This is a genomic window from Psychrobacillus psychrotolerans, from assembly GCF_900115805.1.
Taxonomy (GTDB): domain Bacteria; phylum Bacillota; class Bacilli; order Bacillales_A; family Planococcaceae; genus Psychrobacillus; species Psychrobacillus psychrotolerans.
Genome location: NZ_FOXU01000005.1, coordinates 202,137 through 222,246, shown reverse-complemented (window position 1 = coordinate 222,246; position 20,110 = coordinate 202,137). Strand labels below are relative to the sequence as shown.

Genomic DNA, 20,110 nt, shown 5'->3' with positions numbered 1-20,110 from the left:
TTGAGACAAATCAGCTATACTATAATTTAATAGCAAATGATTATATAGACATGCACCGGGGGTGAAAATTTGATAGCAAGCTTTTATGGTATTATTGTTTCTGGCATCCTCATTTTAAATATTTCTTTGGCAATAGCCCTAATATTTTTAGAACGTCGAGATGCTTCCGCTACTTGGGCGTGGATTCTAGTCCTATTCTTTATACCTATTTTAGGATTTGGTATTTATTTATTGTTTGGACGAAAGCTACGTAAAAAAACGTTATTCCGTTGGGAAGGAAAAAACAAGATAGGTATCGATAATCTCATTGAATTTCAAATGGAAGCTATCGAAGATGACTCATTTGATTTTCGTTTAGATGATGCAATGCATTATAAAGAGTTAATCGTTATGCACTTACATAATAACCAAGCAGTCTTAACTCAAGACAATAAAGTCGAAATTTTCACTGATGGACGAGAAAAGTTCGATGCTCTCCTTCACGATATCGGAAATGCAAAGGATCACATCCATATTCAATACTATATATTCCGATTAGATTCCTTAGGGCAGGAGATTTACCAGGCAGTGTTAGCCAAAGCAAAACAAGGGGTTAAAGTAAGAGTTTTATACGATGATACTGGATCACGTTCCTTAAGAAAAAGACATTTTAACGAACTGATTGAGTTAGGTGGTCGTGTAGAGGCATTCTTCCCTTCTATCTTTCCACTTATCAATCCCCGGATGAATTACCGGAACCACAGAAAAATCGTTGTAATAGACGGACGAATCGGTTATATCGGAGGATTTAATGTTGGAGATGAATATCTTGGACTAAAAAAGAAATTTGGATACTGGCGCGACACGCATTTACGTATCGAAGGTAGTTCTGTTCATCCTCTTCAAACCCGATTCATTCTCGATTGGAACCAAGCCTCCGCAGAGCATGATATCGAGTATTCTGATAGATTTTTCCCAGCCATTCCGATGAAAGGTTCTGTTGGCTTGCAAATTGTTTCTAGTGGACCCGATTCCGAATGGGAGCAAATAAAAAATGGCTACCTTAAGTTAATTATGATGGCTAAAAAGTATATTTATATTCAATCTCCATACTTCATCCCAGATGCTAGTTTCATGGATACGTTACGTATTGCATGCCTTTCAGGTATTGATGTACGAATTATGATTCCAAATAAACCCGATCATATTTTTGTCTACTGGGCGACTTACTCCTATGTTGGCGAGTTAATAAGAGCTGGAGCTAAAGTATATATTTACCAAAATGGATTCTTGCATACAAAAATGATTGTAATTGATGACGAAGCTTCTACAGTGGGAACGGCAAATATTGATGTGCGTAGTTTTAAATTGAATTTTGAAGTAAATGCCTTTATATATGATCGCGAAACTTCTCATCAGTTAGCAGAGTTATTTGAAGAGGATATGAAGTTATCTACCGAGATGACGGCAGAAATATATGAAGAAAGATCAACCATGATTAAATTTAAAGAGTCATTAGCTCGTCTAATTTCACCGATACTTTAATAATGTTTTCGAAGGGCTTTGGATAGATTTATCGCTATAAGATTACCGTTTGATTTTTTTAAGAGGCTAGTCGTGACTGACGTCACAACTAGCCTCTTTTTTCTCGGTATTCTTATGGCTTTTTACTGTCCGTAGCGCTCTGACAACTTTTAGAAATTGGTTAGTTCATTTTTGGAAACCTCTTTTTGTATTCTAATCCTGTCTACTAAAGATTTAGGAATTCTTCTAAAGTCACGTTTGCTTCGTATACTTGAGGCGCAAGTTCTTTTCCGATATACCTAAAATGCCACGGCTCATACATATAACCTGTAATTTTTTCTGAGCCATTCGGATAACGCATAATAAATCCATACTTATGGGCATTGGCTGCAACCCATTTGCCTGCTTCTGTTTCTCCGAAGCTTTCTCTAGCGAAATGTTGTTCAAAATGCTGCTCTCCGATGTCAAAAGCTAGCCCTGTTTGATGTTCGGAATAGCCCGGGCGTGCACTATAACGATCCGCAGCCTCTTGACCGTCATTTGTTACATAACGTTCATATAACTGAGTTTGATAGTCAAAAGATCGATACGTACTGAAAGCTACAAGGTCATACCCAGATAAAATTGCCTCAGCAGCCATTTCTTGAAATGCTGTTCTAGCCTCTTTGCTTTCACCAGGTGCATAAGTAGATGGCAGGGGATACTTTTTACTAGCAATTAATACACCTTTTACTATTGTAGGCTCCTGGGGTAAAACTTCGTTACCAATATAGCCTTTTGCGCCAGACATATCTACCTCTTCCACTACCGGCTCCTCCACAATAGGAATTTCCTGTTTTTGTTCTTCTATAACTGGTTTATCCACATTAGCTTCTTCTGTTTTATCAACATCGACTATTTGCTTAACACCTGTCAAATCACGGAGTTCCTCTATACTTTTATCTATATTCCATTCATTCATTCCTACCCACACTACCGCTGTGGCTACAAGTATTCCTGCAATGATTCCAGAAATAATATATGGCCATTTTTTCTTCTTTTTTTCTTGTAAAAAGCTATATCTTGACTGCATATCTTCGGACTTCCTTCTTTCTTATTACGTTATTTCTAGTTTACCATTTTTCTAATAACTATTCTCTTATTGAAATTCAACTTCGCCAAAATAATTATAACCATCCTGAACGATAAATGAATCCTCCTAAATAAGTAAAAGCGTATCTACCCATGATAGGTAAATACGCTCTCTCTTATTAAAAAATTAGCAAAAATAACACGACAAAAAATAACACTGCAAACAAAATGGACATACCTTTCATCCACTTCGCCTCTTTGACGAATCCTTTTTCTTTAAAACTTATTGCTCGGAAACCATTACTTAGAGCAAAGATTGCTGTCATAAACAAAACAGCCATATTAATATTTCCTTTAATGATAAATACCAACGCAGAAATACTAACTGCTGCAATCAGTAGTCCAAATATCCAATTTCTATTCATAAACACCTTACCTCTCAAGAAAAAAACGAAGCAACAATCGCTTCGTTTTTGTGTTATACAGATTCCTCTGCTTTTTCTGGATGATTCGAGTAAAATTTACGCCCCAAATATGTTTGGAATATTAGCAATAGTCCACCGACAGCCCAATAAACTGGAAGTGCCGCCATAGAACTGAAGGAAATAAACATAATCATAATTGGCGAAATATAAATCATCATTTTCATTTGTTTCTGTTGCTGCTCAGGTACTGTCCATAATGAAACTTTTGCTTGAATGAAATAAACCGCTCCAGCAATAAGTGTCATTGCAATATCAGGAGATCCTAAGTTAAACCATAAAAATGGATGCGCTTTAATATCCGCAGAATAGAGAATCGCAAAATACAATCCCATTACAATAGGCATCTGAATAATCATCGGTAGACAACCCATGTTCAGCGGATTTACTCCATGCTTACGGTATAATCCCATCATTTCTTGTTGTAGAGCCATTTGCTGTTCTTTATCTTTTGTTTCCTTTAATCTCTTTTGGATATCGTCCATTTCTGGTTTCAATTTATCCATTTTCTGTTTCATGCCTTGTTGATTTTTATAATTTTTAAGCATCAAAGGCATCAGAATAAGACGGATAAGTACGGTAATAGCGATAATCGCCAGTCCATAACTACCATTGAACATTTCTCCAAAGAAATGTATAAGAAATTCAAAAGGTCGAACAAAAATATTATAAAAAGTACCTTCTTTGTTTTCTACTCCAGAACATCCACTAAGCACTAGTGCTGCAAATACAAGAATAGAAAATAAACTAATCTTCTTTTTCACTCTATTCACCTTCACTCATCAAACTATAAAGAAGTATACCTTACTATGAAGCTATTTATCAAATTTAATCCAAAATATTTAAACTGATTGTTGTTCATTAGGAAAATTATATTTAAAACTAGGATATTCCTGGTTATCGCGGTATTGCTTCGGTGTTATTCCGGTATACTTTTTGAATATGCGAGTGAAATAGCTTTGATTGCAAAAGTGAAAACTACTAGAAATATCGGAAATAGCTTTATTTGTTGTTCTTAAAAAGTATTGGCATTCCTCTACTTTTCGAACATTTAAGTATTCTACAAGCGTCACTCCTGTGTGCTCTCTAAAAATACGAGAAAGATGACTTGTACTTATAGCAAATCTTTTAGCAATATCCTCTACCGTTAAATTTGTCTCTATTTCATCATTAATATAGAGGATTACTTTGTTAACCGTTTGATGGCCAAATGATGGCTTTTTCCTTTCGGTTATGACCATCACAAAAAACTCAACCAACTCATCTGCACATAATAAAAATTGTGCATCACTCATCTTCGTCTCAATAGTTTCTACACATGCAATGTTAAACGCGCTAACTTTATCAGTAGGAACTTGACTCTCATTTAGTTTTCTTCCCATAATAGCCGCTAGCTGAATGTAGTAATACTTTACATTTTGGATCATATTCTTACGTGTTCTAGCAATTATTAAATCTATCATGCTTCTTAGAATTTCTTTTGCTTCCGTTACTTCAAAAGAAAACATTTTTTGAAATAGCTGTTCTTCTAATTCTAGGAAAGAATCTAAACCTTCTACTCTTGTTGTTGTACCTATTTCTCTAGTGTATATTTTAGAGAAATTATCTAAAAATTGCTTCTCTACAGTCTTCATATTTCCCTCTTTTTCCCTAAGTAGGTCTTAATGTTTATATAACCTTTTGGGTATGTTGTATTAGTCTATATCATTATCCTGGAAATTATATATTTTTTCAACCTTTTAGACTCAGTTTTTTTGAGGGACTAGCATTTTTAAATGTTTAGGTAATATTTGAATGTTCAGTGGCGTGCAATCTCCTTCATCCCCGTCTACATTACAATATAGAGGATTTCCAGATTCGATTAATACATTACTAGATTCGATTACTTCCACTCCAGTATCTTCCTCTAGTGTACCCAACAGGACTTTTGCTCCCATTCTTGCTATAGAAGCCAATCCTGCTTGTTTTATAATATAAATATGTAACTTTCCATCATTTACTTCCGCTGCATTTACCAATTTTTCAAATCCACCTACAGAATTCGTTAAAGCCACAAGTATAAGCATAGGTGTCCCTTTCCAAATTCCTTGATCATGCGTTATTGTCATTTCTATTTCTTCGTTCGAAATAACGGCTTTTGCTCCTTCTAGCAAATAAGCAAGTGAACCCATTTTTGTTTTTTGTTCAACAGTAGTATCCGCAACACGACTAGCTATCTCACCAACAGCTACTATATTCATAAAATATTTATCCCCAATTTGCCCAATATCCACTAATCGTGTGTTCGTCATTTTTAAAGCTTCAATAGCAAGCTCAGGCTCCAATGGAATGCCAAGTGCACGAGCAAAATCGTTCACAGTACCGAGTGGAATAAATGAAAATAGAGGCCGGTTAGGTTGTTCAGCGAGACCATTGACAACCTCATTTATCGTCCCATCTCCACCCATTGCTAACAAAAAGTCTACTTTCTCAGCACACGCCTGGGTGGCAAATATGGTGGCATCATTTTGTTTACTCGTTTCCTTAATAATCACTTCATACCCCAAACCTTCTAACACATTAACTGTTGTTTCTTTATATTGCTCGGCATCCGCTTTTCCTGAAGATGGGTTATAGATGAACATTGCTTTCATAAGACTTCCCCCTTGCATGATTTGTTTTGTTCCAAATTCCCTTTATCGATACATTTAAAACCTTTATACTAGAATAAAAGCTACTATAGAAAAGAGGAGCAGTATTGCACTTTTTTATATATATTATTATCTTCATCTCATTTTTTGACTTATTTTCTCAACTACCAATTATGAGCCCCTTTGCAGAATCTCTTGGTGCCACTCCTTTTATAACTGGTTTAGTTGTAGGGATGTATTCTCTTTCGAATACATTTGGTAATATTATTTCTGGATTTCTAACTGATCGAAAAGGACCCTATTACATACTCATCACTGGTTTATTTGCAACGAGTTTCTCCTTATTCCTTTACCAATTTGCTAGCGAGCAGTTTGGATTATTACTAATACGTTTTATACATGGTTTAGTAGCTGGACTAATTGTACCTGCAGCTTTTACCTACTCAGCTAATAGGACTTCGCATGAAAAACGAGGTAAAGGAGTTGCACTATCAGGTGCATTTGTTGGACTTGCTGCAATTGTTGGTCCCGCTACAAGTGGTATTCTCGCAAGCAAAAAAAATGAGGTATTTGTGTTAGGAATGACAGGTTCTATTATGCTTGCTTTAAGTATACTGTCTTTAGTTTTGTTAAGAAAAGTAGCTATCGAAAGAAAAGAGCAGGATGTCTCTCACCATTCCGTTCACTCTATTTTCCAAAAAAGTGGAGTGATTAAGTCATTTGCAGGTGCTTTTTTCTTAATGTTCTCGCAAGGGGTATTAGCGTATATGCTCCCTTTAAAAGTAGTGCATTTAGGATTTGACACTAAAACAAGCGGATTTCTTCTAAGTACTTTCGGCTTTGTCGCAATTTTAGTGTTTATCCTTCCGATAAATCGAATATTTGACCGAGTAAAACCCATCTATACACTTACATTTGGCATGAGCATCATGGGAGTAAGTATGCTATTGCTTGGCCATACAGATTCACTGAACTTACTATATATTTGGATGGGGTTATATGGAATAGGATTTGCATTTCTTTTCCCATCTATTAACACATTATTAATAGATTCAACAGAGCAATCCTATAGAGGAAAAGCATATGGCTATTTCTATGCTTTCTTTTCTATAGGAGTAGTTGTGGGATCGAGTATCACTGGCTTTCTAGAATTGGATGCTACGAGCGGGTTTACTATGACAGGAATCATATTGTTAATAGTGTCTATCTTGACCATTACGTGGAGAAAATAAATAGGACAGGAATGTGGTTTTTGACACATTCCTGTCCTATTAAGATTATAAAGTTATTTGGTCATTAGGATTAGACTTCTTTTCTCCGTCTTGCTTATTTGTATCGTCTTTCTTCTGGTTGTCCTGAACTTCATCATTATAGTACTGGACGCTTGTAAGAGCTCCTTCATCGACCATATTATTATCTGATGTATCGTAAGGATCTGGATGTCCCGCTGCCGTTAAATCGGATCTTTGATGTTTTTGTGAGTCTATGTAAGCATTCACTTTAGATTTTGTATTATTAAAAGCCACTACTGCTTTCTCACGATTTTCTTTCTTACTGAAATATGCATACGCTCCTGCCGCTAATCCTGCCAATAATAGTGATTTGTTTTTTGCCATCCTAATTACCTCCAAGGTTTTCTATATATAATGTATATACCCACTATTAAATAAGTTAACACCTTAACAAACTAATTCTTTAGAGGTATATGATTTTAATGCTTCATTACACATCTTATATTACAGTTTGATATCTAAATGATTTTAATTGTATATATATGTAGAAGATTATAGTTATTTTTGTTATGATTACAAAAAGAATCTAGAGGTGATTTCAAATGATTAGAGCGACTACGTTAGATGACATTCAAGTAATTCAACAGATCGCAAAGGTCAGTTGGAACGATACATACAAGAATATTATACCTGATGACATACAAACTCTTTTTCTAGAAAAGGCTTATTCCCCTATGATGATTGTGAAGAGAATAGAGAAAACTATCTTCTTAATCGCTGAATATGAAGGCAATCCCATCGGTTTCGCTAACTTTACTTATACCGACGAAGATGGAGATGCAGAACTAACTGCTATTTATGTGTTACCTGAATATAAACAAAGTGGATATGGAAAAAAACTATTATTAGCTGGGCTAAACCAAATGCCAGCTGGACGACAATTATTTGTTTACGTGGAAAGCTTAAATGATAATGCCCGTCAATTCTATGAAAACTTCGGCTTCGAATGTTTAGAAGAATTCGATGAATATTTTGAGGGTCACCCTTTATCTACTGCTAAATACGTATATCTATTGAAAACACCGGCCTTATAGGTCGGTGTTTTTGTTTGTTAAAGTGACTTTTCAGTTGTATAGTATTCCTCTTGTATTTGAACTGGTGGTTTGCGAACGAAACACATGATAGCCGCAATATACAATAGAATTGATGTTAGCGATATTACACCAGCAAAAAGACCTGCAAGGATGAACATAATTCCTGCTAACTTCGGGTTTTTATTTTTGGAAATAGACATGATTCCGATAATATTTAGGATTAGACTAATGACAAGAATAATTATAAATACCCAACCAAATATGCTAAATGCATCGATTGCTAAACTCATATTATCATTTATCAATTGTTGGTCAGTTTCCGTAAATGTAGGCTCATTCGAAATCGTATTCTCAAATTCTTTTTTAAATTCTTCATCTTTCAATATGCTGCTTCCACTTACCACTAAAACTGTTACTAAAATAATACTAAGTAATGTCATAATTGCACTAATAACACTTAATACCATTTCTCCTGTACGTGACATAGAATTCAGTCCCTTCATTTTTACACTTCTTATCATTCTACGATTAATAGTTGAAAAGGTTTCGTATAATTTTAAAATCCCCTTCATAAAATAATTTAAACCTGTTTAAACATTTATAAACCAGGGTAATATTTAACTATCAACATAAAAAGAGAGGGTGGAATTTATGGAAAAAGAGATAATTTTTAACCAAGCAGATTTCCTTTATACGTTAGCAGGTGCATCGGTATTAACAGGAATTTTAGTGTTTTTCACACAAATTTAATAATGCTATTATAAAAAGGCAATCCATTTCTAAATAGAAGCGGATTGCCTTTTTGTTATGAAGTATACAAATTTCTTTTATGCTTTTACATCATCATATTCGTTAGACTTTGAGAAGGCTGCCACTACGTATGAGCAAACCGGCTCCATCTTTAGCTCCTGCTCTCTTGCATAAGAAGCAGCGCTATCTAATAACTTTTTGGCAACCCCTTGTCCTCTCAGTTGATCCGATACATATGTGTGATCCATCACCATGACATCTCCAAGTAACGTCCAAGTAATTTCGCCTAATCTTTCCCCGCCTTGTATATATTGAAACGCATATACATCGTTTCCTAATTCTTTAAATTCAAATTCCATCAATAACCACTCCTTTTCTGAATTTTAGCACATTTATTTATTGATTGACAACGGACGCAACTTCGCTTCAATTTCCACTCTTCTCATTTCTAGAAAAGGCGGTAGTGCTAATCGTTCTCCCAAGCTATCCATTTGTTCATCCGTATCGAATCCTGGCTCATCGGTAGATAATTCAAATAGAATGCCATTTGGTTCTCTGAAATAGATTGCCTTGAAATAGTATCGGTCTACTAAACCAGAAGTGGTAAAGCCATTTTCACGTAAGCGCTCCTCCCATTTTGGGTAATCTTCCATTGAAGGAATTCGGAATGCTACATGATGTACACTACCCCTTCCAGGTCGCTCCATTGGTAAATCTGTGCGTGTCTCGATATGAACTTCTCCACCTGGACCGCCTTTTCCCGTCGTATAAACTTGAATATCTGGCATGTCCAGTACCTCCGATGGGTAGGAACCAGCTAACTCAAATCCAAGTATTTCTGTTAAGACCTTTTCAGTAGGTGCTAATTTTCGAACTGTAAGCTTTACGGGACCTAAACCAACAATTGCATTGTCCGCTGAAATCTCCTCTCTAACCCATGCTTCGCCATAAGGTATTCCAGCCCCGTTGTCGACCACTATCATAAGTCTTGCCCCTTCAAAATCTTCAAAGTAAAGTGTTTTACGACCAAACCTTTCTATAATAGAATCATGTGGTACATTAAATTTTTCAAATCTACTTTTCCAAAAATGTAGAGCTTGCTCATTTTTGACCCGGAAACTTGTATTGCTAATACTAGATACACCAGGATATGTTCTTCCTGCATTGGGTATGTCAAAGTAAGTCATGTCTGTTCCTGGAGTACCTACAGCATCTGCATAAAACAAATGATAAGAAGAAGGATTATCCTGATTTACACTTTTCTTCACTAATCGCATTCCTAATATTCTTGTATAAAAGTCATGATTTTTATCAGCGTCTGCAGTAATTGCTGAGACATGGTGGATACCTGCTAATTTCATTTCTTTACCTCCTCATTATTTTATCTTGAAGTCGAGATATATTACTTCCATAATAACAAATCCTTGTATTTTGTGCAAATAAAGAAACAAGGCTTTAAGAAACTCAGTCCAGGGTCTTCAGCTCGCGCTGTTCCCACTGCAGTCACCGCTCTTCCCTCCAATCAACTAGATCCACTTTATATAATCTGCAATTGTATATAAAACCACATAAGTATTGGTGCATTTTCTTAAAATATAAATTTTGAACAAAACAACGCCCTCCTATCTATTTAAGAAGGAGGGCTCATACATTAGTTAAAAATAGAACGAATCGAATCTATTAGATTCGTAAAGAAGTTTTTGACACCTTCCCAAAATCCTTCATTATCGACTATTTTTCCAATCTTGTCTTCAATTGTTTTACTTAAATCATTCAGTTGATCTGACCATTGACTGAAATCGATATCTAATTGACGAATACGGTCCATTAAATCGATCAACAGCTGACGATCCTTTTCCGAAAGCTCAATTTTTAGATTAGCTAATTGCTCCGAAACAATTTTTTCCACCTCTTCACGAGAAACTGGATTTTGTTCTGCAATTTGCTTTTTAATCTCTGTTAGTAACTCGCTCACTTTTGCCTCATCAATACCTGCATCTTTTGCTAGATTAGTAGCAATAGATAGTTCGTCATTGGCCACATCTGTACGTTCGGGATCAAGTTCTTCCCCCGAAACCTCATAGGCTTTATATATCCCTACTAGTGCTGAATGACCCGTTACAGGCTTAGGTGCAGCAATTTCTACTACTGCGTCCTTAATGCCCGCAGTTAGCATTGCATTTGCATACATCTCGGATGTTACTTCAGTAATATTATCCGGTGTAACTATGCTTATCACTAGACCTTTACCAGCGTCTTTTCGAGTGATCTTAGCAGAAGAGAACATTCTTGCAGATGCATCTCCGTCTTGTAAATATGTTGCTAAATCTTTGCCAGTTACCTCTATTTCTTGAACATCTGATTTATCCGTTATTTTTAAGCTCTTTTTTACACTGTCTTTTTGCTCAGCAGTTAAATTTCCACCATATACGATGATAGGTGCACCAAATTTTTCATTTACAACTTCTTCTTCAGTGGAGCCATCTGAGTCTGCTAATGAATAAGTAGGCGCAATAACCATACCTATTAATAACATTGCTGTAATGAATGGCAATAATAATTTCTTCATACTATTTAACCCCTTTCCTTTCTCTTCCATTCCCTCAATAATACGAAAATAGGAGTAAAAAGTTCCGACTAATCGATTCTTTTTACTCCGTATGAACTACATTTTCAATTGTGTCCAACCATCTTCTTGAACAATTTTTTTATCTTTCATAAGTTTACCTAGGGCGCGTTTGAAAGCAGCTTTACTCATACTGAACATTTCTTGAATTTCATCTGGAGAAGACTTATCTGTGAATGGCATTTTACCACCAACATCATTCAGGTAACGGAATATAGATTCTGCATCGTCTCCTAGACGTTCATGTCTACGTGGCAAAAGGGAACCATTCAAAGATCCATCCTCTTTCACGTCAATAACGCGTACTGTTAAATCTTCACCTAACCGCGGTTCATTAAAGCGTTCTGACTCATGTACAAAAATTCGATAGTTTTCAGGAAAACTTAACAAAAACGTACCTACAGGAAGCAAGCGGTATGCACGTGCTTGTAGATTTTGATTGAATAATGTCGTTGGTGCATCTATATATAGCTCTTCTACTCGGTCCTCAGTTGCTAATCGACCGAATAACTCACCATCTTTATCGGTACGGAGTGTCATATATAAATGATCTCCAACAGCAGGCCATAGTTCTTTTATTTTTGGTAGATCATCTTCTTTAACCTGAACTTCCTTAGAAGTACCGATATCAACAAAAACGCCATCTCTATCGACTACTTTAATGACACGAGCCCATCCGTATGTGCCTTTTTGAATAGATGGAAGCTGTGTTGTGGCAGATAGATTTCCACGTCTGTCCACAAATAAGAATGCTTCTATTGTGCCACCTACCTCTACGCCCTCTGGTGCTTCAGATGCATTTAACGGAATATCCATTCCATCATATGTTAAAATCCATTTCGATCCGTCCTGTTCTTTCACTTGTAACTTTACTATTTCTCCTGATGCTGTTCCTATCAAAATTACCGCTCTCCTTCTCACCAAATATGGTATCGATCTTTACTCGCTTCTTCTGAATTATATATAAAGTGATTAGACTGCAAAAAAGGTTATGCTACTTCCCTATAGCCGATTCATATAAATCATAAACTCTATTGTAAACTCATACACACAAAAGATTATATTCTACTTTTTGTGTTAAAACTCAACCTCTATCATTCCCAAAGATTGTATGTATCATGTGGTATTCCTTTAAACAACATTTACAAGGTTTGCTCATTTTCTGGTTCTTGTAATTCCATTAACTTGGATTGTAATGCTGGATTTTCCTCTAAAAATAATACCAAATCTGCAATACGGTCGATGGAGTTCCAACTTAAATGGTGTTCAATTCCCTCTACGTCATTGTAAATATTCTCTTCCTTTACGCCAATAATTCTCAAGAAATCTTCTAAAAGTTCATGTCTTTTTACTAATTTTTTTCCGAGCTTCATTCCTTTTGCCGTAAGAGTTAACCCTCGATACTTTTCATATATTAAGAAGCCATCTTTATCAAGTTTTTGAACCATTTTGGTTACGGAAGATGGTAATACAGACAATGCTTCTGCAATATCAGACACACGAGCATATCCTTTTTGCTCTATCAACAAATAAATTTGTTCAATATGGTCTTCCATGCTTGGTGTTGGCATATTTATCTTCCTCTCATCTTTGCTCTATATATTTTACTACAATAAAGACCCTATCACAATTCTAGATATTTATTCCTATATCTTGAAAGGTGCAAGCGCCTATGTTAGCCCCGAAATGCGTTGGAAGAATTGGAATAAGGCGCTCATTGCCCAGTCGAAGTCAGTCGAAGTTCGCGACATCGTGTCGCAACGACTGACTGACCCGCATCCTGCGGCCCCGCAAGTCTGAAACGACTCGAGGGGCTAGGCGCTGGAACTAGAAAAAGTCTGAGCAAAAAGCATTTATCTATTAATATTTAAACAGAGGAAAAACCTTATCGAAAAAAGACAAGGTTTTAGTGACGATGCGGGTACTTACCCACAACATAGATGGAGTGGATAATTCTTTTGTTGATCCATTCTAAGTTTTCTGCTGTATTTAAGCGCTCAAAAACGGCTATTCTTCCTTTTTCTGTTGTAACGTAATGAGCAGGTAATGTATTTAAACTCAAGGCAATAATATCTCGTTCGCATTGTTCGCATTTGCAAAAGGTTTGATACTCGGACCCTCTCATCATCACTCTGACAAGGCTATGAACTATTTCTTGCATCACATTAGTAAGCAATGATAACACTCCTTTCATGCATATAAAAAGTGAAGCATGTTTAATACTATACCCAAACGGGTAAAATTTAAATATCAACATCACTTGATAAATTAAATAAAGAGAGGAAGATATGAAATGGGTAGAATTTTATGGGGAATTATCGTAGTATTAATCGTACTTTGGCTACTTGGTTTAGTATTAAAGATTGGCGGCGGATTTATTCATGCACTACTAATCATTGCGGGTATCATTTTTGTAGTTCAACTAATCAGTGGAAAACGATCACTATGAAGAAAGGTGTTGCCTAAACGGCAACACCTTTTTATTTTTTCATTGATATTCAAATTGAAATTTTAAATAGAATCTTGAGATTCCCTGACTTTGGCATATATGCAGGTGTCCCTCAATTTTTCCCCATCGGCAGATAAAGAATCATTTTGAAGTATGCCCTCCAACTTAAACCCAGCTCTTTCGGCTACAGAGCGACTTCGAACATTTTCACTATCACAACGAATTTCTACTCTATTGGCCAGTAGTTCCTCGAATGCAAATTGTGTTATGCGTTCACATGCTTCTGTCATTAAGCCTTTCCCCTCAAACTTACTATCAATCCAATAGCCAATTTCAAATTTCCGAACGTTCCAGTCAATTCGATGCAATCCAGAAGCACCTACAAATTCTCCTGTTTCCCTTAAATACAATTGCAGGCGTAAATCCTTTCTAGTTATAAAGTCGGCAACTGCTTGACGTATATTCGTTGTAATTTGCTCCAATGACTGCTTTTTTTGGGCCCATGGCATCCATTCTTTCAGTGCAGCATCCGAATTGACTACCGCCTTCCAAATTTCATCCGCGTCTTCTACCTTTGGAGCTCGTATCAACAATCGTTCTGTGTAAAACTCCTCCGCAAAGGTTAGCTCTTCTTTAGCAGGATAAGTCTTAGGGAAATCTTCATCCCACTTCACGGGAGTTGCAGTTCCTTTTAAGAAATCTTCTCTCGTTAGACCATACGTTACAGCATCGTAATAGGAACTCTCTTTAGGAGAAAACCATGCTTGTCGAAGTTGTGCTTCTTTTACAAATCCAGCTCGTTCAAAAGTTTTGCGCATTGCAAAGTTATCCTGTCTTGTATGTCCTTCTAAACGAATTTTCGCTTCTGGTAGTTGGAATACATACTCAGCTACAAGCTTTAATGCCTCCGGTCCGTAACCACTACCTCTCGCATGATCTGCAATTCGCAAGTCAAAAAGAGGAATTTCATCTCGTAGGTCATAAATTTTTACGAAACCAACCTTTTCATTTGTTTCATTTTCAATCCAAAAGGTTTTAACTTCATCCGATTGATATCCGCCTTCTTCAATCGTTTTTTCGATTAGTTCTCTTGCTGGGTGTGAGTTTCCATGATACGGCCAACTATTCGTCGTCATGAAGTGGATCAGTTGTTCTTGTTCTTCCATCGTCCATTCCGTAAGCTTCATTTTCCCGCCTCCGTACACGCTATTTATTTATCCTTATAAGTCTTAATGAATTAAGCACTACCAATAGAGTAGCCCCCATATCTGCAAAGATAGCAATCCATAAAGTTAACCATCCTGGAATAATGAGTAGCAATGCAATTATTTTTAATCCTAATGCAAACATAATATTTTCTTTAATAATATGCAATGCTTTTCGACTTAATCGGATTGTATAAGGTAACTTATCTAGGTCATCAGCCATTAAAGCCACATCCGCTGTTTCAAGTGCCGCATCTGTTCCTGCTCCACCCATCGCTATACCAACTGATGCAGCTGCTAGTGCAGGAGAATCATTAACACCATCTCCAACCATTGCAACCGTGCCGTACTCTTCTTTTAATGCTTTTATGGCAAAAAGTTTTTGTTCTGGCATTAACTCTGCTTCTACGTCCGTCAGACCTAGTTTTGTTGCGATAGCGTTTGCCGTACGTTTGTCATCTCCTGTTAGCATGACAGTATGCTTTATCCCTGCTTTTTTCAGTTGCTCTAACACATTTACACTAGTTTCACGGATTGGATCTGCTACAGCTATAAACCCTTGATATACACCATCTGCCGAAGCTAGCATGACTGTATTACCCTCCGTTTGTAACCGTTCAATTTTAGTAATGACTTCAAAGGAAACAGTGCTGATAGTAGAAATCCAACTAACACTTCCAACTGACCATTTTGTTCCGTCCACTATACCCTCTGCCCCTTTGCCAGTGACAGATTGAAAATGCTCGATTTCTACACTTTGAATATGCTCTTTTGCACCATATTTTACAATAGCCTTTGCCAATGGATGCTGAGAGTAGATTTCAATGGACATTACTTTTTGGATAAAGTCTTTTGGTGCATCTGCTTCTACATGCGTTACCTCTGGATACCCTTTGGTAAGCGTGCCAGTTTTGTCAAATGCAATTGCTTGAAGTCGACCAATCTCTTCTAAGTGAATACCACCTTTGATTAATACACCTTGTTTTGCTGCATTTCCGATTGCCGTAACAATGGCAACGGGAGTTGATACTACTAACGCACATGGACAACCCACAACTAATACCGCAAGCCCTTGGTAAATCCATGTTTGCCAATCTGATCCGAACAACGGAGGAATTATAGCTACTAATATAGCTATCATGATAATTGCAGGTGTATAATATTTTGCAAATTTATCTACAAATTTTTGAGAAGGTGCTTTTTCCGCTTGCGCCTCTTCAACAAGGTGTATGATTTTCGCAATTGTTGTATCTTCTACTCTCTTAGTCACTCGTACTTCAAGTGATCCTTCTTCGTTTAACGTACCAGCAAATACCTCATCGTCTACCGATTTCATAACTGGTAATGATTCACCGGTGATAGACGCCTGGTTGATTGTAGAAGTACCTTTCAGTACAATTCCATCCATTGCAATTTTTTGCCCTGGTTTCACAATTAGTACATCGTTTATTTGTATAAACTCTGTATCAACCTCTATTAACTTTCCATCTTTGCGGATCGTTGCAGTAGGTGGCGCAATATCCATTAAATGACTGATGGATTGACGCGCTTTATTCATCGAATAAGCCTCTAAAGCTTCACTCACCGCGAATAAGAATACTACTACCGCTCCCTCGCGCCACTCTCCAATAATTGCTGCACCAATAATAGCTATAGTCATTAACGACTTCATATCGAAGTAAAAACGAGATAAATTGGCTAATCCACCTCTAAATAAATCGAAGCCTCCTACTACTATAGAAATCATGAATAACCCTATAGAAAGTGGATGTGCTTCCTCATAAGTGAACGATGCGATAATCCCTATAACTAGAAATACAAATGAAATAACCGTGAGTATATTTTCTTTCCGTTTGAAAAAAGGAATTTTTTCTAATTGACTTTGTTTGACTGTAGTCACTTTTATGCCATCAAACGCCCCAGCTTTTTCAATATCCCCTATTGTTGCTTTACCAATGACCGATACTTTAGAAGCACCAAAGTTAACTGTTGCATCCTCTACATCAGGAAGTTTTTTTATATTTTGCTCAAATTTCATGGCACAATTGGCACATGAAAGATTTTCTAATCGATATTCTTGTTTAGCTACTTTTACCATCCTTTTCACCTTCTTCTATTGCATGTTCATATGCGATTTTTACTAACGCGTTCACATGATGATCTGCTAAGGAATAATAAACTTGTTTTCCCTTACGTGTTGATTTAGCAAGGGATAAGTCTCTTAAAAATCGCAAATGATGAGATGCTGTAGCTGTAGATGAACCTATAATCTCACCCACATCACAAACGCAAAGTTCTTCCTCTATTGTTAATGCAAATGCTATCTTCAACCTTGTTTCATCTGCTAGTGCTTTAAAGATTTGAGCTGCTGCTCCTAAATCTGGTATTTGGTTCTTTATGGAAAACACTATGTCTTCGTTCACCTTTGTTACTTCACACATATCCTTTGTCTGCATATTTCCACCTCATTCAAATGATTGTTTGATTGTTATATTCAGTATATGTTCAGAATATTTAATATGCAACTTATTCTAATGAGTATTTGAATGTTTTTACTATTTTAGATTTTATCGCTTAAAAACAGGGTAGCTTTTACTCTTCATTTCCTCTTAATATAAAAAAACAGCCGAAGATAAACACCTTCGGCTGCCAATTTTAGTTTGCTTTTAATATTAGTTCATATCCTTCTTTGATGTCTCCGTCTATTACGGTAGTGTGATAGTTTCCTTCTGCCCAGTCATCTACTTGGCTATGATACCACTCGGATTTCATATGACCGCTTTGTCCCGGCCCTACGATGTGATAGGCCTCATTTAAATCAGCCAAATCTGCTACAAATCGCCAGGACGCTCCGTGGTCCACTTTTCCATCCTCTCCAAAACCGGCTGCTTGCACGGTAATATTGGATCCCCCTATAGGAACTGGATCTGGATTTAAGAGATAAGCCAAGATTGGAGAGGCCCCTCCCAGTGGATGATCAAATGTTAACTGGTGGTAATCTCCCCACTTCCATTTCTTTTCATTTGAACCAAACTCTTCGGATATTTCTTCGGTTGCTTTCACAAATGAGTCATATACCCACTTGTCTACACCGCCATATGCTTCTAACCAAGCACTTTGTTCATTATTATAGCCTTTTCGTAATAATTGATCTGAAATATTACCTTTTCCTGGCAACATCGAATATACATCCTCTGGCATTTCTTCCTCGAGTAATGTCTGAGGTAACTCCTTCATCCATTTATGAAAAACTAGCGGAGCAGCTTGCTCTTTATCATCTACCTGATCCCACTGCTTCACTAAGGAAAGGATTTCTTTATATTCATCCTTGGTATCTAAGTTTTCAACTGATCCAAGCATCTGTGTCAAGAATTCTTTAGCGTATAGATTCGTTTGATCCATCTGTAAATCCATCATATCTTCTTTTGTGAAATCCGATTTGCTCTCCAGTACTTCAGCAATTCGCTCATACCGATATGATTGAGCCCAAAAATCAGTAATATGGTATGGATAGGAATCATCTACGACCTCATTATTTGCAGTCGCTATATAGCCTTCCTCCGGGTTCACAACAACAGGTAGCTCGTTATAAGGAACGAATCCTTGCCAATCGTATTCCGCCGAGTCTCCAGGAACAGGCAATTGGCCATCCCCGGTCTTTCTTAAAGGTATCTTCCCATTTGCTTTATAGGCAATGGTCCCATCTTTTGCAGCAAATACAAAATTTTGAGCTGGTGCATGGAAGTCTTCTAGTGCTACTTCAAATTCTTCCCAATCAGCAGATTTATTCATTTTTAAGATTGCTTGTAATTCAAGTGTTGGAGCTAACGCAGTCCATTGCATGGAAAATAACGCTGATGCTTCTTCCTCTTTGAATACGACATCTGAAATAATTGGGCCATGTCGAGTTACCACTACTTCAAAAGGTATATCCTCCTGTCCCTTTACTTTAATAGGTGAATTACGAACCTCTGCTTGCTCCCATTTCCCCTCATATAAGAATTGGGTCCGATCCTCTGGGTTTGGTGTTTCAATATAAAGATCCTGCACATCCGGCCCTACATTGGTTACACCCCAAGCAACATCTTCGTTATGACCAAGAATAATGCCGGGTATCCCAGCAAATATAACACCACTAACATTCTGTTCTGGTGATTCTAAATGCATTTGATACCATACAGATGGTGTGCTCAATCCCAAATGTGGATCATCTGCAAGTAGTGGAAGACCACTAGCTGTCTTGTCCCCACTCACAACCCAGTTATTACTACCGTTAAATTCATTCGGTAAAACCGATGAGTCAAAGTGACCACTTACATTTACTGGTTTACTTATATTCGCCTCTATAATCGATTTTGCATTCTCAGGATAAGTAATAAAAAGTTCCTTCGCCTTTTCTTCATCCAATTCATTTATAGCCCAATGTCGTATTGCAAGTGTCGACCAATTTCCACCTAAGTCATATGCCATATACTTTCCAATTGCTAATGAGTCAGTTGGAGTCCACTCTTCTGGCTCATATCCAAGTAATTTAAACTCATAGCTTAATTTATTTTCTTCTTTCGCAAATTCGATAAAATCATTGACCCCTTCTGCATAGAACTCTAATACTTCCTTCGCTTCCTCACTATATCCATCATAAGATTTCTCAGCAGCATCACGTAAGCTAAAGGTTAAGAAAAACTTATCTGTATCTACCGCAGATTCTCCTACCACTTCTGCTAAACGCCCACTAGCCTGTCTTCTAGCTAAATCCATTTGAAAAAGTCTATCCTGTGCTTGCACAAATCCTTGCGCACGGTAAAGGTCAGCATCTGATTGTGCAGTAATATGTGGTACCCCATCTGCATCACGTACTACTTTTACATCTGCGTCTAGCACCTTCATTGCAAGTTCACCTTCGATAATGGCTTTTGTGCTAGATAAATACAGGTTCAAACCTACAACGACAATAACTGCTAACGCAACGATAGTACCTATAAGCCAAGCAGTTATTTTCCATCCTTTTCTCATATACCTTGCCCCCTTTGTTCCTTTACAGTATTCGACATTTCCTACTTTTTTCCTT

The 20,110-nt window shown here is 36.9% G+C and carries 21 protein-coding genes; 4 read left to right on the top strand and 17 right to left on the bottom strand.

Annotated features, from left to right (window positions below):
- Positions 1-69 precede the first annotated feature (69 nt).
- Positions 70-1,524, top strand: a complete 1,455-nt coding sequence (gene cls, locus BM260_RS11830) for a cardiolipin synthase (RefSeq protein WP_093537553.1) — start codon at positions 70-72, stop codon at positions 1,522-1,524.
- Positions 1,525-1,729: 205 nt separating this feature from the next.
- Here cls and BM260_RS11825 read toward each other — a convergent pair whose 3' ends face one another.
- The 5 genes from BM260_RS11825 to BM260_RS11805 all read right to left on the bottom strand — a co-directional run bounded on the left by BM260_RS11825 (position 1,730) and on the right by BM260_RS11805 (position 5,689).
- On the bottom strand, positions 1,730-2,575 hold the full coding sequence (locus BM260_RS11825) for a M15 family metallopeptidase (protein ID WP_093537552.1): 846 nt from the start codon (positions 2,573-2,575) through the stop codon (positions 1,730-1,732).
- 178 nt (positions 2,576-2,753) lie between these two features.
- On the bottom strand, positions 2,754-2,999 hold the full coding sequence (locus tag BM260_RS11820) for a hypothetical protein (protein ID WP_093537551.1): 246 nt from the start codon (positions 2,997-2,999) through the stop codon (positions 2,754-2,756).
- Between the two features lie 53 nt (positions 3,000-3,052).
- Complete coding sequence (yidC, locus tag BM260_RS11815; protein ID WP_093537550.1) at positions 3,053-3,820, bottom strand: membrane protein insertase YidC; 768 nt, start codon at positions 3,818-3,820, stop codon at positions 3,053-3,055.
- A gap of 78 nt (positions 3,821-3,898) precedes the next feature.
- Positions 3,899-4,690 carry an AraC family transcriptional regulator gene (locus BM260_RS11810; protein ID WP_093537549.1) on the bottom strand — a complete coding sequence of 264 codons (792 nt, stop codon included), beginning with the start codon at positions 4,688-4,690 and terminating at the stop codon, positions 3,899-3,901.
- Positions 4,691-4,801: 111 nt separating this feature from the next.
- Entirely contained in the window at positions 4,802-5,689 is an 888-nt protein-coding gene (locus tag BM260_RS11805) for a diacylglycerol/lipid kinase family protein (RefSeq protein ID WP_245762715.1), read from the bottom strand.
- 104 nt (positions 5,690-5,793) lie between these two features.
- On the opposite strand from BM260_RS11805, the gene BM260_RS11800 reads away from it, so the two are divergent.
- A complete protein-coding gene (locus tag BM260_RS11800) occupies positions 5,794-6,918 on the top strand; it encodes an MFS transporter (protein WP_093537547.1) in 1,125 nt (374 codons plus the stop codon).
- Between the two features lie 45 nt (positions 6,919-6,963).
- On the opposite strand, the gene BM260_RS11795 is transcribed toward BM260_RS11800, so the two are convergent.
- Entirely contained in the window at positions 6,964-7,302 is a 339-nt protein-coding gene (locus BM260_RS11795; protein WP_093537546.1) for a hypothetical protein, read from the bottom strand.
- A gap of 218 nt (positions 7,303-7,520) precedes the next feature.
- Between BM260_RS11795 and BM260_RS11790 the strand changes: the two genes are divergently transcribed.
- Positions 7,521-8,012 (top strand): GNAT family N-acetyltransferase, encoded by a 492-nt coding sequence (locus tag BM260_RS11790; RefSeq protein WP_093537545.1) that lies wholly within the window; start codon positions 7,521-7,523, stop codon positions 8,010-8,012.
- Between the two features lie 17 nt (positions 8,013-8,029).
- On the opposite strand, the gene BM260_RS11785 is transcribed toward BM260_RS11790, so the two are convergent.
- The 7 genes from BM260_RS11785 to BM260_RS11755 all read right to left on the bottom strand — a co-directional run bounded on the left by BM260_RS11785 (position 8,030) and on the right by BM260_RS11755 (position 13,573).
- The gene (locus BM260_RS11785; RefSeq protein ID WP_175496280.1) at positions 8,030-8,497 is read right to left on the bottom strand and encodes a DUF4064 domain-containing protein; all 468 of its coding nucleotides are present in this window, start codon (positions 8,495-8,497) and stop codon (positions 8,030-8,032) included.
- 342 nt (positions 8,498-8,839) lie between these two features.
- Positions 8,840-9,121, bottom strand: a complete 282-nt coding sequence (locus tag BM260_RS11780) for a GNAT family N-acetyltransferase (protein WP_093537543.1) — start codon at positions 9,119-9,121, stop codon at positions 8,840-8,842.
- Between the two features lie 33 nt (positions 9,122-9,154).
- Entirely contained in the window at positions 9,155-10,123 is a 969-nt protein-coding gene (locus tag BM260_RS11775) for a ring-cleaving dioxygenase (protein ID WP_093537542.1), read from the bottom strand.
- A 290-nt stretch (positions 10,124-10,413) separates the two neighbouring features.
- The gene (locus BM260_RS11770) at positions 10,414-11,331 is read right to left on the bottom strand and encodes a DUF1002 domain-containing protein (protein ID WP_093537541.1); all 918 of its coding nucleotides are present in this window, start codon (positions 11,329-11,331) and stop codon (positions 10,414-10,416) included.
- A 96-nt stretch (positions 11,332-11,427) separates the two neighbouring features.
- Positions 11,428-12,288: a CvfB family protein gene (locus BM260_RS11765; RefSeq protein WP_093537540.1), complete on the bottom strand. Its 861-nt coding sequence runs from the start codon at positions 12,286-12,288 to the stop codon at positions 11,428-11,430.
- Positions 12,289-12,530: 242 nt separating this feature from the next.
- Complete coding sequence (gene mntR, locus BM260_RS11760) at positions 12,531-12,959, bottom strand: transcriptional regulator MntR (protein ID WP_093537539.1); 429 nt, start codon at positions 12,957-12,959, stop codon at positions 12,531-12,533.
- Between the two features lie 335 nt (positions 12,960-13,294).
- A complete protein-coding gene (locus tag BM260_RS11755) occupies positions 13,295-13,573 on the bottom strand; it encodes a late competence development ComFB family protein (protein WP_322788088.1) in 279 nt (92 codons plus the stop codon).
- A gap of 108 nt (positions 13,574-13,681) precedes the next feature.
- On the opposite strand from BM260_RS11755, the gene BM260_RS18210 reads away from it, so the two are divergent.
- Entirely contained in the window at positions 13,682-13,837 is a 156-nt protein-coding gene (locus BM260_RS18210; protein WP_139219921.1) for a lmo0937 family membrane protein, read from the top strand.
- A gap of 62 nt (positions 13,838-13,899) precedes the next feature.
- Here BM260_RS18210 and BM260_RS11750 read toward each other — a convergent pair whose 3' ends face one another.
- The 4 genes from BM260_RS11750 to BM260_RS11735 form a co-directional block, all read right to left on the bottom strand.
- Entirely contained in the window at positions 13,900-15,024 is a 1,125-nt protein-coding gene (locus tag BM260_RS11750) for a GNAT family N-acetyltransferase (RefSeq protein ID WP_093537538.1), read from the bottom strand.
- A gap of 19 nt (positions 15,025-15,043) precedes the next feature.
- Positions 15,044-17,140 carry a heavy metal translocating P-type ATPase gene (locus BM260_RS11745; RefSeq protein WP_093537537.1) on the bottom strand — a complete coding sequence of 699 codons (2,097 nt, stop codon included), beginning with the start codon at positions 17,138-17,140 and terminating at the stop codon, positions 15,044-15,046.
- The gene (locus tag BM260_RS11740) at positions 17,124-17,498 is read right to left on the bottom strand and encodes an ArsR/SmtB family transcription factor (RefSeq protein ID WP_093537536.1); all 375 of its coding nucleotides are present in this window, start codon (positions 17,496-17,498) and stop codon (positions 17,124-17,126) included. Before BM260_RS11740 ends, BM260_RS11745 begins: the two co-directional genes overlap by 17 nt.
- Before the next feature lie 199 nt (positions 17,499-17,697).
- On the bottom strand, positions 17,698-20,055 hold the full coding sequence (locus BM260_RS11735; protein ID WP_093537535.1) for a penicillin acylase family protein: 2,358 nt from the start codon (positions 20,053-20,055) through the stop codon (positions 17,698-17,700).
- Positions 20,056-20,110: the final 55 nt, after the last annotated feature.